General features: G+C 67.8%; 14 protein-coding genes. All 14 read left to right on the top strand.

Features of this window, described 5'->3' with window-relative positions:
* The first annotated feature begins 4 nt into the window (after positions 1–4).
* The 14 genes from O9271_RS15380 to O9271_RS15445 all read left to right on the top strand — a co-directional run bounded on the left by O9271_RS15380 (position 5) and on the right by O9271_RS15445 (position 14464).
* A complete protein-coding gene (locus O9271_RS15380) occupies positions 5–370 on the top strand; it encodes a prepilin-type N-terminal cleavage/methylation domain-containing protein (RefSeq protein ID WP_298271560.1) in 366 nt (121 codons plus the stop codon).
* Positions 371–581: 211 nt separating this feature from the next.
* Positions 582–959 carry a prepilin-type N-terminal cleavage/methylation domain-containing protein gene (locus O9271_RS15385; RefSeq protein WP_298271562.1) on the top strand — a complete coding sequence of 126 codons (378 nt, stop codon included), beginning with the start codon at positions 582–584 and terminating at the stop codon, positions 957–959.
* 110 nt (positions 960–1069) lie between these two features.
* Complete coding sequence (locus tag O9271_RS15390; protein ID WP_298271563.1) at positions 1070–2272, top strand: sensor histidine kinase; 1203 nt, start codon at positions 1070–1072, stop codon at positions 2270–2272.
* A gap of 57 nt (positions 2273–2329) precedes the next feature.
* Positions 2330–2752: a hypothetical protein gene (locus tag O9271_RS15395; protein WP_298271566.1), complete on the top strand. Its 423-nt coding sequence runs from the start codon at positions 2330–2332 to the stop codon at positions 2750–2752.
* The gene (locus tag O9271_RS15400; protein WP_298271569.1) at positions 2749–3630 is read left to right on the top strand and encodes a hypothetical protein; all 882 of its coding nucleotides are present in this window, start codon (positions 2749–2751) and stop codon (positions 3628–3630) included. Before O9271_RS15395 ends, O9271_RS15400 begins: the two co-directional genes overlap by 4 nt.
* Positions 3627–4679 (top strand): hypothetical protein, encoded by a 1053-nt coding sequence (locus tag O9271_RS15405; protein WP_298271572.1) that lies wholly within the window; start codon positions 3627–3629, stop codon positions 4677–4679. Before O9271_RS15400 ends, O9271_RS15405 begins: the two co-directional genes overlap by 4 nt.
* A 223-nt stretch (positions 4680–4902) precedes the next feature.
* On the top strand, positions 4903–5946 hold the full coding sequence (gene pilM, locus O9271_RS15410) for a type IV pilus assembly protein PilM (protein WP_298271576.1): 1044 nt from the start codon (positions 4903–4905) through the stop codon (positions 5944–5946).
* A 19-nt stretch (positions 5947–5965) separates the two neighbouring features.
* Entirely contained in the window at positions 5966–6727 is a 762-nt protein-coding gene (locus O9271_RS15415; RefSeq protein WP_298271579.1) for a PilN domain-containing protein, read from the top strand.
* Between the two features lie 7 nt (positions 6728–6734).
* A complete protein-coding gene (pilO, locus tag O9271_RS15420) occupies positions 6735–7352 on the top strand; it encodes a type 4a pilus biogenesis protein PilO (RefSeq protein ID WP_298271582.1) in 618 nt (205 codons plus the stop codon).
* On the top strand, positions 7349–7888 hold the full coding sequence (locus O9271_RS15425; protein WP_298271584.1) for a hypothetical protein: 540 nt from the start codon (positions 7349–7351) through the stop codon (positions 7886–7888). The genes pilO and O9271_RS15425 overlap by 4 nt, the downstream gene beginning before the upstream one ends.
* Positions 7885–10080: an AMIN domain-containing protein gene (locus O9271_RS15430; RefSeq protein WP_298271586.1), complete on the top strand. Its 2196-nt coding sequence runs from the start codon at positions 7885–7887 to the stop codon at positions 10078–10080. The genes O9271_RS15425 and O9271_RS15430 overlap by 4 nt, the downstream gene beginning before the upstream one ends.
* A 22-nt stretch (positions 10081–10102) precedes the next feature.
* The gene (locus O9271_RS15435) at positions 10103–12493 is read left to right on the top strand and encodes a hypothetical protein (RefSeq protein WP_298271588.1); all 2391 of its coding nucleotides are present in this window, start codon (positions 10103–10105) and stop codon (positions 12491–12493) included.
* Between the two features lie 214 nt (positions 12494–12707).
* Complete coding sequence (aroC, locus tag O9271_RS15440; RefSeq protein ID WP_298271590.1) at positions 12708–13904, top strand: chorismate synthase; 1197 nt, start codon at positions 12708–12710, stop codon at positions 13902–13904.
* A gap of 23 nt (positions 13905–13927) precedes the next feature.
* Positions 13928–14464 (top strand): shikimate kinase, encoded by a 537-nt coding sequence (locus tag O9271_RS15445; RefSeq protein WP_298271593.1) that lies wholly within the window; start codon positions 13928–13930, stop codon positions 14462–14464.
* The last annotated feature ends 3 nt before the right edge of the window (positions 14465–14467 follow it).

A 14467-nucleotide genomic window follows, 5' to 3' on the forward strand; every position in this document is an offset into this window, starting at 1 on the left:
CCCCATGCTCCGCGCGCCCCGTCGCCGGGGGTTCACCCTCATCGAGTTGTTTGCCGTGGTGGTGCTCTTTGCCATCCTCACGACCATCGCCATAGCGAAGTTCGGGCAATCCAAACGGCGGGCGTACCTCGTGTCCATGAAGGCCGACCTGCGCAACATCGCGACCATGGCCGAAACGCACTTCACGACAGAAAGCTCCTACGCTGACGTCCGGATTCCGGCGCAGGGCAGTTCGGGCACCCTGATCTCGTTTCGGAGCACCGTCAACGAATGGTCGGCCACGGCCACCCACCCCGGCCTGCCGGGAATAACCTGCCAACTCGAGTCGGGTGGGGGCTCACAGCCCACCTGCCTCGAGGCGGGGTGGTGAGACGCGGCACCGCTTGCACGCTGCAACACTTCTTGCGAAACGCGAGGTGCGGAAGATCGGCCCCGACGTCGTAGAAATGGTGTAACCAATTATTTGACAATGTCTTACAGTTTCGACGCCGAAGTGGCAAGCCTGTTGCCATAGATGCTGGTGTCGCGAGACCCGCCACTTCCGGCGTCCCGGCAATCCCCCCACTTGGAGATCCCCACCAATGCAGCATCGTACGCGCAAGGGCTTCACGCTCATCGAACTCCTGATCGTCGTCGTCATCATCGGCATTCTCGCCGCCATCGCGATCCCGAAGTTCGCCCAGACGAAGGAGAAGGCGTATATCACCGCCATGAAGTCGGACCTGAAGAACCTCGTGTCGGCCAACGAGGCCGTGTACTCCGACGCCAACAGCTACGCGGGCATCCCGGGCACGCCTCCGGGCTCGTCGGGCGTGTCGATCACGCAGACCGGCACGGCCACCGGCTGGTCGGCGAACGCGTCGCACGGGTCGACCGCGGTGACCTGCACGATCGGCGTCGGCACGGCAGCGGGTGCCAACCCGGAAGGCGAGCCGGTCTGCACGACGCCCGCGCCGTAACGTCGACAGCAGTTCCAGCAGGACGAATGGGGGAAGGGGTCGGGCGATTGCCCGGCCCTTTCGCCGTTTCCCCGGTTGCGGCTGCAGCGCCGTGAGCGCATCCTCCGCCCGTGCCCGAGATCAAGCGACCCAGCATCCATGATCGTCTGCAACGCGTACTCACTGCCGCGAGCGCCGGACTGATCATCGCGATCATCACCACCATGTGGTTCACCGAAGCGTTGCCCGCCGGCATCCGGTGGCCCCTCGTGGTGACCTTCGTCTTCGTCGTCGCGCTCCTCTCGGCCAGCATTCTCCAGCGCCTCGTGGCACGACTCATCGAGGAACCGCTCGGCCACTGCGTGCAGGCGGCCGATACCATCGCCCGCGGTGATGTCGCACAGCTGGTGCCCCCGGCCAGTACACAGGAGTTCCACCAGCTGGCCACCAGCATCAACCACATGACCGAGCAGATGGCGGCGGCCACCCAGTCGCGCATGCGCGTCGAGCAGCTCGCCACCATGGGACGCATCGCGGCCGGCATCTCGCATGAGATCGGCAATCCGGTATCGGCGATCGCCAATTACGCGCACCTGCTTCGCATGCGCACCCGCGATGTGCAGGGCACCACCGAACCCCTCGATGCCCTCGAACGCGAGATCGCCCGCATCGATCGCATCATGCGCGGGCTGCTCGACTACTCGCGCCCCCGACGGCTCACCCCCAAGCCCATTGTCGTCGACGACATCATCGACGATGTGCTGCGGTTGCTCGCCGACCAGGGCATCACGCGGCGGTTCCGTGTCACGCGTCAGCTCGAAGCGCCCGATGGCGTGGTCTACGCCGAGCGCCATGACCTGGAGCAGGTGTTCGTGAACTTGCTGCTGAATGCCGTCGACGCCATGGATCGTGAAGGGGACATCGTGATCCGCTCGCGCATCAATGACGCCACCGCCGTTGGCGACAGCTTCGAGAAGCGCCGCACCGACCCGCACCCGCAACGCTGGGCGCATCGCCCCAGCAAGCGCGCGCTCGCGTGGCTCGCCCGCCCGGAGTCGCCGCCGCGCTTCCTGCAGGTGGTCATGGCCGACTCGGGCACCGGCGTGGCACCCGAAGATGCCGAACGCATCTTCGAACCGTTCTTCTCCACCAAGCAGCCGGGGAAGGGCACTGGCCTCGGGCTCGCCATCGTGGCCAGTACCATCGAGAATCTCGGGGGCACGATCTGGGTGCAGCGTGCGCGCGAAGGCGGCGCGGCATTCGTCATTCTGCTGCCCCTGCACGCCAGCGGGGTCCGGCCCATTACCCCACCCAACAGTGTGGCGTTGATTTGATCCCGTCGGCACGATTTCGGTGACGGAGCGGGAGCGCTGGTGACCTATCGTGTCGCCATGCGCTCCCTTTCACTTGTCCGCGCTGGTCGGCGCCCGCGGCAGGGCCGACTGCTCATCGAGGGCTGTGTCGCCATCGTGCTCCTGGCCGGCGGCAGCACCATGGTGCTGTTGGTGACCGCCGGTAGTGCACGACTCGTCGACTCGGCGGTTCGCCACGATGCCGTGCAGCGGGAAACCGCTACCTACCTCGCCCCCCTCCTGGCAGCGCCCTGCACGGTGCCCGCCGTCGCGCAGTATCAGGCATCCCGTGCGGGGGTCGACTACGTCGTCACAAGCACGCGCCTGGGGGCCCTCCCCGGAATGACCGTGGTGGGTACGTGGTACCGCTCGCCGCTGGCGCGCGCCCGAACGCCTGGCTCCGCTCCACTCTCGGCTCGGCAACAGCACGTCGCGTACGCCGCCTCGTGGTGCCAGCCATGACGCGCCTCCCACGGACAGGCACCACGCTTGTCGAACTGCTCGTGGCGCTGCCATTGGCGCTGCTGGTCGGTATCGCAGCCACCCTGCTGCTGCTGCGCATCGCCCGTACGGTGCGCGCCCAATCCGCCCAGCTGGCTTCGTCACGTGAACTGCGTCAGGTCGGCGGAATGCTGGCCGGTGAACTCGCGCCCCTCAGCGGCCACGACCTGCTGGCCGCCTCCGACACCCTGCTTGCCTTCCAGTCTCCCATGGGTACGCTGCTGCTTTGCGACCGCCCAGCACCACACGCGGTCGTTGTTGCGGTTCCGCACCACAGCGACGATGCCTGGCTTGCCAGTGTGCGTCCGGGTGATCGCGTGCGAGGCTGGCACGCCACCACCACGCCCGTGGACACGCCCATCGCCGCGGAGCGCACCGTGATCGCTCCGCCGTCTGTCGTTGGGGGCGCCGGCTGCGGCCCCGACAGGTCCACAACCAGCCGGCGCTGGCGCCTGCCGCTCGACACGGGCGCCGTGCCGTTCTCCCCAAGTGGTCCGCTCACTGTGCATCGCGACGTGCGCTACCGTCATTATCGCAGCGGTACCACCTGGTGGTGGGGGCGCCAAAGTCGAGATGGCGCCATCTGGGATGCCATTCAGCCCGTGGCCGGTCCGCTACAGGCCGCCGCACTCGGCGGCGTGCGCGTGCGCCTGCTCGACGCCACCGGTGCGCCCGTGGGACCGCTCCCCGCTCCCGCCAGCCACAGTCGCGGGCGCATTGCCATGGCGCAGGTCACGTTCAGCCTCCGGCGGCGCGCTAGCTCCACACTGCAGCCAGCCGTGGATACCGTCACGGCCGTGGTTCCGCTGCGGGCCACGGCCTACCGGCAACGGCCATGATGACCCGGCGTAACCGGGCGCCCGTCTCGCGGTGCCGCCGCGGCTTTGTCCTGCCCCTCGTTATCGCGGCACTTGCGGTCTCCTCACTGCTCGCCCTCGCCTTCATTCACGAGGCGCTGCTGGGCGCGCGTGGTGCCCGCGCCTCGCTTGGCGCCGCCGACGTCGAGTATCGGGCCGAAGCGGCACTCGGCACCGCGCTCGCCCGCTGGTCCCAGGACTCCTTATGGAACACGGGGGTCGGCACCCGGCACCAGTTCTCGGTTCCCTCTGCAGGGCAGCCAGTTGCGGTCGAATGGCTCCGGCTGCATCCGCTCATGCTGATCCTCCGCGCCCAGAGCCACGGGCACGCCGTGCGACGCCTCGATGTTTCTTCCCGGGACCTGCTGCGCGCCGTCCGGCTCGAGCCCCCGCCGTTCCCCATTGAGGCCGCCATTAGCACGGCCGGCACGCTGCACGGATCCACCGGGACCATCGTCAGCGGCATCGACGAGCTGCGCCCACATTCCCCCTGCGGCGCGGATCGGGACACGGCGAGCCTGCCCCCCGTGGTCGCCAATCGAGTAGCCGCCGTCGCACCGCACACGTGGACGTCGCCGCCACCCTGGCGCCCTCCGCCGGCTACGCTCTGGATGCGCACACACGGCGCCGTGCAGGCACTCGGACCACAAGTGCCGGTGCGGCATTGGAATGCGACGCCGCGCCCTCTGCCCCCATCTCGTGGATGGAATGGCGTGATCGTCCGCGGCCCGTCGATCGCCATCACCGGCCCGTCGGCCTGGCAGGGGCTGCTCGTGCTCGACGGCAACGCCACCGTCACCGGAGCATTGCACGTGACAGGCGTCCTGGTGGTACTCGGCAACCTCGACGCCGCCGCTGCCCAGCTCACGGTGCAGGGGGCAGTCGTTGCCGCCGATACCACTGCCGGCGGCGTCACGCTCGGCACCGCCGGGGCCGTGCGCTACGACCGCTGTGCCGTACAGCTGGCACTCGCCGTCGGTGCGCGTCCCTCGCTGGCGCCGTTCTCCCTCTGGCACCGCCTGTCCCGCTAACTGGTCCCCCGCGTCACACCACCGGGAGTGACCCCCGGGACCGCGGGCCGTCGGTGTCACGAAGTAAGCCCGCGTACCCACCAGCCTCCCCTTGGGAAGCGTTACCTCGTGAGGTTCGGGTCGTTTCAAGGGTGACACGCCCGTTTCAGGGCGGGTCAATCCGTCCTGTCCACCGCCTTGGTGCGGGACTTTCGAAGGCAACCACTGCGTAACCCCCGTCCCAATGGCGCTCTTCGGCCGGAAGCAACTCACTGTCGGGCTCGATGTCGGTTCAGGGCTGGTGAAGGCCGTGGTCATCGACCACAGCGGCCCGGTCCCCGAATTGGCGAAGGTAGTCATCACACCGCTGACTGACACCGCCATCGTCGAGGGGGAAGTCATGGACTACGGGATCGTGGCCGACGCCATTCGGCAGACGATCGCCGCCACGGGAGCCAAGACCAAGCACGTGGTGGCCGCCGTTGGTGGACGCGATGTCATCGTGAAGAAGATCCAGATGGAGCGGGTCAAGGAACAACAGGCCCGTGAGCTCATGCGCTGGGAGGCGGAGCAGCACGTGCCCTTCGACATGGACTCGGTCGAACTCGACTTCCAGGTCCTCGACCCCGATGGCGACGGCCTCGACATGAGCGTGCTGCTCGTGGCGGCCAAGCGCGATCTCGTGGAGGCCAAGCAGGCACTGCTCACGGAATCGGGAGCCGCCCCGGCCGTCATCGACGTGGACGCCTTCGCGCTCCACAACGCCTTCGAACTCAATTATCCGGAAGCGCTGAGCGGCACGATCGCGCTACTCAACGTGGGTAACGAAACCACCAATCTGAACATCCTCGATGAAGGTGTGCCCATTCTCACGCGCGACCTCGGCGTCGGCACCCGCCGCCTCCGCGAGGATCTGCAGCGCGAGCACGGCATCAGCTCCGAAGACGCAGAGGACCTGATGCGGGGGTACGATCGCACCCGCGTACTCGATAGCATCGTGGCCGCGCGCGGCGAAGAAATCGCGGTCGGCCTCGAGCGCGCTGCCACCTTCCTCTCCAGTTCACAGCGCAACTTCGGGCAGATCCGCGCCGTGTACGCGTGCGGTGGCGGGTCGCGCGTTCCGGGACTGCTGCCGTGGCTTTCCGACCGGCTCCGCATCCCGGTGCAGTCGGCCAATGCACTCGCCAAGCTGAACGTCCGCGAAGGGGCGCTCGAGTTCCTGTCCACCGACGAGGTCGCGCCGCTGCTCATGCTGCCGGTGGGACTCGCGCTGCGCACCGCCGCCTGAGTACCCGAGGACACATCTCATGATGATCGAAATCAACCTGCTCCCGGGCGCCAGGAAGAAGGGCAAGAGCGCCGGCAGTGGGATCTCCCTCGGCTCGCTTTCCGCGCTGGGCGCCAGGATCCGCGATCCGTGGCTGATCGGTGCCGCCGCCTCCGTGGCGGTCTCGGTGGCCGCGGTGGGGCTGCTCTTCTCCGCGCAAAGCGCCCGTGCCACCGAACTTGGCACACGCGTCGAAAACGCGGTGCGCGATTCCACACGCTACGCCAAGGTGCTGTCGGCGCGTCACAAGCTGACGGCCGAGCGCGATTCCGTTATGCGACAGCTGCAGATCATCCGCACCATCGATGACAATCGGTACAACTGGGCGCACATCCTCGACGAGGTGAGCCGCGCCCTGCCGGCGTACACGTGGCTCACCGTCATGGAGCAGACTACGACGATGCCGCCGCCGCCCGGCATGGACTCCACCGCGACCACCCCGGCGCCCGCGGCGGCCAAGAAGAAGGGCAAGGACACGGAAGAGAAGGCACCGGCCGATACCATCACCGTGCACCCGCCCCTCGGCTTCCGGATCGTCGGCCAGACCGTCGACATCCAGGCGCTCACGCTGTTCATGCGTCAGCTCGAAAGCTCGCCGTTCGTGCAGAAGGTCGCGCTCTCCAAGTCGGAGATCGTACTCGTCGAGGGCAAGGACGTCACGCAGTTCGAGCTCCGCGCCGAATACGAAGTTCCGCCCCCAGGTATCGTCAGCACGACGCCGCTCGTCGTCCCCGTTCGCTGAGCTGTCCATGGCCCTCCTCCCAACCGCCCAACGAGACCAGATCAAGCTGCTGATCGGCTTTGCCGCCATCGCGCTTGCGGGGCTCTATTGGATGTACCCCTACGCCGCCCAGAACGAGCAGTTGGCGGCTGATGAAGCCCGTGTCGTCGCCCTCGAGGGCGCCAATCAGAAGGCGGCGCGCGAGTTCGACAAAGGCAGCATCGAACAGCTGCGATCGCAGGCGGCACAGAATCGATCGGCGCTCACCGTCATGCGCCGCCTCGTACCCACCGGCAACGAAGTGCCCGCACTGCTCGAGGAAGTCAGTACGGCCGCCCGCCGCGCCGGACTCGATGTGGGTGGGGTCGTGCCCGAGCCCGTCATGGCCGGCGATCGCTTCGATACCTATCGCTACACCGTGACCATCATCGGTGGATACCACCAGTTCGGCGAGTTCCTCGCCAACGTCGGGTCGCTCGCGCGCATCGTGGCGCCGGTGCACTTCGCCATTACCGCCGGGACCACCAATCGCCAGCGCGGTGGTGCCCGCACGTCGGAGAAGGGATCCCTGGCCGCCACCATTACCCTGCAGACCTACGTCGAGCGCACCGCGCCTGCACCGCGCGCGAAGGAGCGGTCGTCATGATCTTCGCCCTCCGCCGGCTCATGGGTGCGGCGCTCGCCAGCGTCATGCTGACCCCGCACGCCGCTGCCCAGCAGCCCCGCGTCACCACTGTCCGTGGGGACTCGGTCGGGACCGTCAGCGCGGCCGCCGTCAAGACGGCCCCCACCGCCAATTCCAAGCGCACACCGCGCGAGAACGCCAAGAAGAGCGTGATGCCATCGGAGATCACGCTCCAGCGAGAAACGTTCTCGTACAGCGGGAGCGGTCGTCGCGATCCCTACAAGTCGCTCATGTCGAGCAGTGATGTGCGGCCGCTGCTGAGCGACCTCCGCCTCACCGCCGTGGCCTTCGACCCCGCCGGCAGCAACTCGGTGGCGATCCTCCGCGACTCCTACTCCAAGACGCAGTACCGCGTGCGGGTCGGGCAGCAGCTCGGCCGCCTGCGCGTCAGCGGGATCCGCCAAAAGGCGGTGCAGTTCACGATCGAGGAATTCGGATTCAATCGGCAGGAGACGCTGCCGCTGAGCAGCGATACGACGAAAGTGAGGAATCCATGATGGGACCGACGACCGTTGCGGTGATGGCCGCGCTTCTGGCAGGCGGCTCGCCTGCCCCCGCGGCACACTCCGCCCCCCCGGCCGCCACGGCCATCACCAACGACGCCGCGATTCGCGGGCACGTACGCGGACTCGAGATCGCGCCGGCCCCGAACGGTACCGCCATCGTACTCGACGTCGATGCCGCCGTGGCGCTCAATCACTTCACCCTCGACAATCCCTCGCGGTTGGTCGTCGATCTGGGTGGCGCCAGTCTCTCCATCCGGTCGAACTACGACGGCAAGGCGCGCGGCGCTGTGCGGAACGTGCGCCTCGCGCAGTTCCGTGCCGATACGGCGCGCCTCGTCATCGATCTGGATGCGGCGCACCAGTACACCGTTGAACGCGACGGCAACGCCGTCCGCATCAACATCGAAGCCACCGTCTCGCAGTTCGCGCGCTGGAGGACCGGCCGCGGCGCAGCCGCCGTCACCGCCGTCGCCACCGGACGCCTCGAGTCGCCCGTCGCCGTGCCCGCGGGCACCGCTCCGAAGGGCGAGACGGCGGCGGAACCGGCCAAGGCGGAACCGGCCAGAAGCGAGCCGGCCACGGTCGAGGCCAAGCCCGAGCCGCGGCACAACGCGTCCGACGACATGCTCACGCCGCGCACCCCGGCATCGGCCGCGTCCATCACCGCGGCGCGCCGCCAACAGCAGAAGCCGCGCATCACCGTCTCGTACGATGGGACGAGCATCCGCGATGTGATCGCCGCCTTCGCGACCTTCTCCGGCCGCACCATCGTGGTCGGCAAGGATGTGGAGGGCATGGTCACCGCGGACATCGCCGACAAGCCGTGGGATGTGGCGCTCCAGGCCATCCTGCAGTCCCAGGGGCTCGCCGCCACCGAAGACGCCAGTGGCATCATCTCGGTCGACAGCTATCGCAACCTCGCCTCCAATCAGGCGCTGGAGCCGCTCGTCACGCAGATCGTCGATGTCAACTACGCCAAGGCCGCCGTCCTGCAGGGCACCGTGCAGGCGCTGCTGGCGCGAGACTGCACCGGCCTCACCACCATGCAGACCGGCCGCGAAATGGGCATGCCTATGGGTCAGGGTGGCGGCGGACAGGGTGGCGGCGCACAGCAGCAAATGGGTGGGCAGGGGTGTGTCGTGCGCGGCTCCGTAGCCGCCGATAGCGCCACCAACAAGCTCATCATCACCGAAGTGCCGTCGCGTCTGCCGGAAATCGTGTCGCGTCTCCAGCAGCTCGACATCCGTACGCCGCAAGTTGCCATCAAGGCCAAGATCGTGTTCGTCAATCGCACCGGCATCCAGGACATCGGACTCGCCTACGACCTCGGCACCGGCAACCGGCAGTTCTTCCAGCAGCTCGTACCGCGCACGGACCCCAACACACTCACGCCGGTCGACACCGACGGCGACGGGGTGCCTGATGCCACCGGTGGCGGGCAGCCCTTCCAGGGGCCGGCGCGCATCGCGCTCGGTGGCAATGCGATCGCCGGTATCGCCAACGCCAACAACGCCATCAAGCCGAACGCGCTCAACCTCATCTACAGCACGGCACTGGGCCGCTACCAGCTCACGGCGTTCCTCAACGCCCTGCAGACCTCGTCGCTCGCCGACGTGCAGTCGGAACCCAGCATCACGATCCTCAATAACCGCAGCGCCGAGATCTTCGTTGGTCAGGAAATCCCCATTCGCGTCATCGATGCGGGTGGTCAGGGTGCGCAGGGAGGCGGTGGTGGCGGTGGTGGCGGGGGCGGTGGTGGCGGCGGCGGCGGCCAGATGGCCCCCAACGCGGCCACGTTCTTCCCGCGTGCCGCCGTGTCGAAGGAAGAAGCCGGCATCAAGCTCTCGGTCACGCCGCAGATCACCAACAACAAGATGGTGCTGCTCAACATCAAGGCGGAGAACTCGAGTGCCGAAATCTCACAGACCGACGTGGGCGTGATCTTCAATCGCCAGCGCGCCGAATCGCAGGTGCTCGTGGCCGACGGCGAAGCCGCGGTCATTGGCGGGCTCACCGTCACGGAAACCACACGGTTTCGCAGCGGCATCCCGGTGCTGATGAATCTCCCCTTCGTGGGTCGCCTCTTCTCGCAAAACTCCAAGAACGAGACCAAGCGCGACCTGCTCATCCTGGTTACGCCGCACATCCTGGACGAAGGCATCACGCCGCCGCCGGGCCGCTGACGCGACAAGGAACCTATCCGACATGCTCTCACTCCTCTCCACCCCCCGGCCGCGCCTGCGCGCGGGCCTCGGTGCCCTCGTGGCCGCCGTGGCCCTCGGCGCCTGCAGCGGCGACGAGGTGATCGACCCGCCCTTCGCCGATACGGTGAAGCCGCGGGTAACCATCGCCAAGGGTAATGCCGTGGCCGACACGCTCGTGTCGGTCACCATCAACGCCACCGACAATATCGGGCTCAAGCGCGTTCGCCTGCTCCTGTCGGGCGGGCTCACCGCCACGTACGACACCACCATGACGAGCGCGGTGACCTCGCTCACCCTGGCGGTCAACGTGAAGGTGCCCTCCAACGCGCCTATCGGCGCCACCGTCAACGCGCGCTCGGTGGCAATCGACGGGGCCGGCAACCTCAGCGATACCGCGCTCGTTGCCCTCACCGTTGGCAACCTCGAGCCGCCGCGCGCCATCATCACGAGCCCCGTCGCGGCATCGCCGGTGGTCAGCGGCAAAGCCCTCGTGCTGTCGCTCTCGGGCAAGGCGCGCTACAAGGTGCGGACACTCGGCTATCAAATCACCGGAGCCTTCAACACGTCCGACTCGCTCACCTTCACCTCACCGCTGCGCGACTCATTGGCCATCCTCGACACGCTCACCATCCCCGATTCGGTGCGCGGCGCCACCATCAACGTGACGCCGTTCATCACCGACTCGCTCAATCAGCGTGTCCTCGGTTCCGCGGTCGCCTATGCGGTCCAGAGCCCGGCCAACGCCAATACCATTCCCGTGGTGCGCACCGGAGTCTCCCGCCGCGTGGAGGTCAGTGACACGGTCTTCGTCGAAGCCACCGATCCGGTCGGTATCAGTGTCATCGGGTATGAGGTCCGTACCCTCGCGGGGCAAATCGTGGTGGCAGACTCGGTGACCTCCACGGGGGCCTTCTCCACGCTCGTCCGCACCTTCCGGACGCGCGTCCCGGTCAACGTCTTCCCCACGGCCGTCACCGTTGCCGGGTTCGCCCGCAATGCGAATGGTCGTCGCGATGTGTCGCGCCTCGGATCGGGCGCCGTGCGGGCCGATACCGTCCAGGTGGTTGCCGGGTACACCAACCCGCTTCCGGGTGGCGGACAGGTCGCCGATGCGCTCTACGTACCGCGCACCGATCGCCTCTACCTGTCCAATATCGAGCGCAACTGGCTCGAGGTGTTCAACCTGGCCGACTCCACCTTCCGCGCGCCCGTGGGCGTGGGGTCACGCCCCTGGGGCATTGCCGCCTGGCCGCGCAACCGCGACGGCGCCATGGGCGACACGCTGCTCGTGGCCAACTCGGGTGGTACGAACATCAGCTACGTGGACCTCAATGCCGGTCCCACCGGCCGCGAGGTGTACCGGTACCCGCTGCCGAACATCATGGTGTACTCCATCACCAGCGTGAAGTCGCAGCTCACCGATCAGGTCATCACGCAGCGTACCGTCTACGACTTCAGCGACCGCCCGCAGTACCTCGCGGCAACGTGTGTGGCCGCGCCCAACCCGGGGACTCCCTGCGGTGACGTCGTGGCAGTGTATTCCACTACGCCCACCCCAGGGCAGAGCACCCCCTTCCCCAACAAGGGCACCGTACGCTGGGAGAATCTGAACAAGAACTCCTCGCACTTCTTCTTCGAGCAGGCCATGGGGCAGACACAGAATCGCTCCGACACGCTCGAGATCGAGCGCTTCGCCGCCGCCGGCGTGGGCGCCGACTCCGTACTGCTGCCGGCTCGCCAGACCATCGTCACCCCCGGCGGGTCGTTCACTTACTCGGTAGTGGCGCGCCTCGATCAGCTGGCCTTCCGAGATACCACCTTCGTACGCAACTCCGGCAACTTCCGGCGCGTCGTGATCGGCGAAGGCGGTCCGGTCCTCGGCAGCCGCGCGCTCACCTACGACGTCACGCGGGGGTTCGACACCGGCACGCCGCTGCCCGTCATTGATCGCGGCGTCTCCCGCCCGGTCGATGTGAGCGACTTCATCGCGAACACCTTCGCTCGCGTCCAGGGTGTCGGCATCAACTTCGACGGTGAACTCAACGCGGTAAAGGGCGACTCCACGTACCTGTTCGACAACACGCTGCGCCTGCAGGGTATCCTCCAGAGCCGACCCAGCGGCGGTGGACTCGACTTCCACCCGCTCAACAGCGGCGCGAACTCCACGCCGCTCCGTACTCGCCTGGCGTTCGTCGCCTCGAGCGAGGCGGTCATCGATGTCTTCGATACCTACTGCTACCGCCGGATCGCCACGGTCCCCATCCGCGACCCGATCATCGGTCCGGTACGCGCCACGGTCCGCCCGAACGGTCAGCTGGTACTCGTCGGCGCCACGATCCGCGGCGTGACGCTGGTGGCACTCCCCGACAACTTCACTACCACCTGCCAGTAACGGTACGGGGTGCGTCTCAGGACGCGCCCTGTGCGATGACACGGCAGGAAGCAGGTCGCAGGGGGGCAGGATGAAGGGGGCAGGGGCAACCACGCGTTGCTGGCTCCTGCTTCCCGCCCCCTGCGCCCTGCGCTCTGCTCCCTCCCCCGCTCGTGAAGGGCGCGCCATCGGCGCGCCCTTTCCATATCGAGGCACCGCTCGGTACGTTGCGATTATGCCTCTCCGCTTCACCACCGCCGGCGAATCGCACGGTCCGGCGCTCGTCTCCGTCCTCGAGGGGATGCCTGCCGGCGTTCCGCTCCTTGCCGCTCATGTCGACGCCGAACTCGCGCGCCGTCAGCAGGGCTACGGGCGCGGACGGCGCATGCAGATCGAGACCGACCGCATCGAGCTCCTCTCCGGCGTGCGCGCCGGCGAAACGCTCGGGTCCCCCATCGCCATGCTCGTGCGCAACCGCGACTGGAAGAACTGGGTCGGCATCATGGACCCCGCCCCCCGCGAGGCCGATGCGGATGGCCCGCGCAAGCGGCACGTTACCCGGGTGCGCCCGGGCCACGCCGATCTCACCGGGTTGCTCAAGTACGATCGCAGCGACGCCCGCGACATCCTCGAACGCGCGTCGGCACGCGAAACCACCGCGCGGGTGGCCGCCGGCGCCATCTGCAAGGTGCTCCTGCGGGAAGTCGGGGTGCACATCGGCTCCCATCTCGTCCATCTGGGCGGTATCGACGCCGACCGCCCCGATCCCCTGCCCGACGATCTCAATGCCGCCGCCGATGCCTCGCCGGTGCGCACCCTCGACGCGCAGGCGGAGGCGCGCATGATCGCGCGCATCGATGCGGCGAAGAAGGAAGGGAACACCCTCGGGGGCATCTGCGAGGTGGTCGTGCGCGGGCTCCCGGTGGGACTGGGCTCGCATGTGTCCTGGGACACGCGCCTCGATGGCCGGCTCGGCCAGGCCATGCTCTCCATCCCCGCCGTCAAGGGCGTCGAGATCGGACTGGGGTTCGAGACGGCGCGGCGCACCGGCGCCGACGTGCACGACGAAATCGAAGCCGCAGCGGGGCGCACGCGGGCTGGCCATGTGCGCCGGCGCAGCAATCGCGCCGGTGGCACCGAGGGCGGCATGACCACCGGCGAGGAGCTCGTCGTGCGTGTGGCCATGAAGCCCATCTCCACCCTCATGCGCCCCCTCGGAACCGTGGACATGGCGACCGGGGAGGCCGCGCAGGCCGTCGCCGAGCGTAGCGATGTGACCGCCGTACCGGCGATGGGCGTTATCGCCGAAGCCATGGCCGCCTTCGTGCTGGCGTCGGCGCTGCTCGAGAAGTTCGGCGGCGATTCCCTCCGGGAGACGCAGCGCAATCTCGACGCCTATCTGACGCAGCTCGACGAACGCGTCGAGCGCTGATCGGCAACCGCTGCGCGTCCGCCATGTCCCTGATCGACGGCCATCTCGTGCTCGTCGGCCTCCCCGGCGCGGGGAAGTCCATCATCGGCCGCGCCGTGGCACGTCAGCTCCGGCGACCGTTCCTCGATTTCGACGCCGAGATCGAGCGGCGCGTCCACTGCACGGTGGCGCAATACTTCGCCCGCTCGGGAGAGGCCGCCTTCCGCGAGCTGGAGCTCCTCCTCACCCGCGAACTCGCAACGGCCGCCCCGATGGTGCTCGCGCCCGGCGGGGGGTGGGTCACCAACCCCGGCGTCATGCAACTGCTGAGGCCGCCGGGACGAATCGTGTATCTGCGGGTATCGCCGCAGGAGGCAATGCGGCGCATTGCCAGATCCCGGCACGTGCGTCCGTTGTTGCAGGAAGCCGATCCGGAAGCGAAGATGCGGGAGTTGTGGACGGCACGAAGCGCCTTATATGAAGATGCTGATGCCGTTGTTGACGTGGAAAAGCTTACATCGCAACAGGTTACAGATTCCGTGGTCACGCTTGCCCACGGGGCGACGCCGGGGATAGGTTAGGAA

This window comes from Gemmatimonas sp. (assembly GCF_027531815.1).
Lineage (GTDB): Bacteria > Gemmatimonadota > Gemmatimonadetes > Gemmatimonadales > Gemmatimonadaceae > Gemmatimonas.

What these genes read in the sequence shown, in the direction of transcription:
- O9271_RS15430 (WP_298271586.1), top strand. Translation starts at nt 7,885, where the DNA reads ATGATGGGACCGACGACCGTTGCGGTGATGGCCGCGCTTCTGGCAGGC.
- O9271_RS15415 (WP_298271579.1), top strand. Translation starts at nt 5,966, where the DNA reads ATGATGATCGAAATCAACCTGCTCCCGGGCGCCAGGAAGAAGGGCAAG.
- O9271_RS15380 (WP_298271560.1), top strand. Translation starts at nt 5, where the DNA reads ATGCTCCGCGCGCCCCGTCGCCGGGGGTTCACCCTCATCGAGTTGTTT.
- O9271_RS15400 (WP_298271569.1), top strand. Translation starts at nt 2,749, where the DNA reads ATGACGCGCCTCCCACGGACAGGCACCACGCTTGTCGAACTGCTCGTG.
- pilM (WP_298271576.1), top strand. Translation starts at nt 4,903, where the DNA reads ATGGCGCTCTTCGGCCGGAAGCAACTCACTGTCGGGCTCGATGTCGGT.
- aroC (WP_298271590.1), top strand. Translation starts at nt 12,708, where the DNA reads ATGCCTCTCCGCTTCACCACCGCCGGCGAATCGCACGGTCCGGCGCTC.
- O9271_RS15405 (WP_298271572.1), top strand. Translation starts at nt 3,627, where the DNA reads ATGATGACCCGGCGTAACCGGGCGCCCGTCTCGCGGTGCCGCCGCGGC.
- pilO (WP_298271582.1), top strand. Translation starts at nt 6,735, where the DNA reads ATGGCCCTCCTCCCAACCGCCCAACGAGACCAGATCAAGCTGCTGATC.
- O9271_RS15395 (WP_298271566.1), top strand. Translation starts at nt 2,330, where the DNA reads ATGCGCTCCCTTTCACTTGTCCGCGCTGGTCGGCGCCCGCGGCAGGGC.
- O9271_RS15385 (WP_298271562.1), top strand. Translation starts at nt 582, where the DNA reads ATGCAGCATCGTACGCGCAAGGGCTTCACGCTCATCGAACTCCTGATC.
- O9271_RS15425 (WP_298271584.1), top strand. Translation starts at nt 7,349, where the DNA reads ATGATCTTCGCCCTCCGCCGGCTCATGGGTGCGGCGCTCGCCAGCGTC.
- O9271_RS15435 (WP_298271588.1), top strand. Translation starts at nt 10,103, where the DNA reads ATGCTCTCACTCCTCTCCACCCCCCGGCCGCGCCTGCGCGCGGGCCTC.
- O9271_RS15445 (WP_298271593.1), top strand. Translation starts at nt 13,928, where the DNA reads ATGTCCCTGATCGACGGCCATCTCGTGCTCGTCGGCCTCCCCGGCGCG.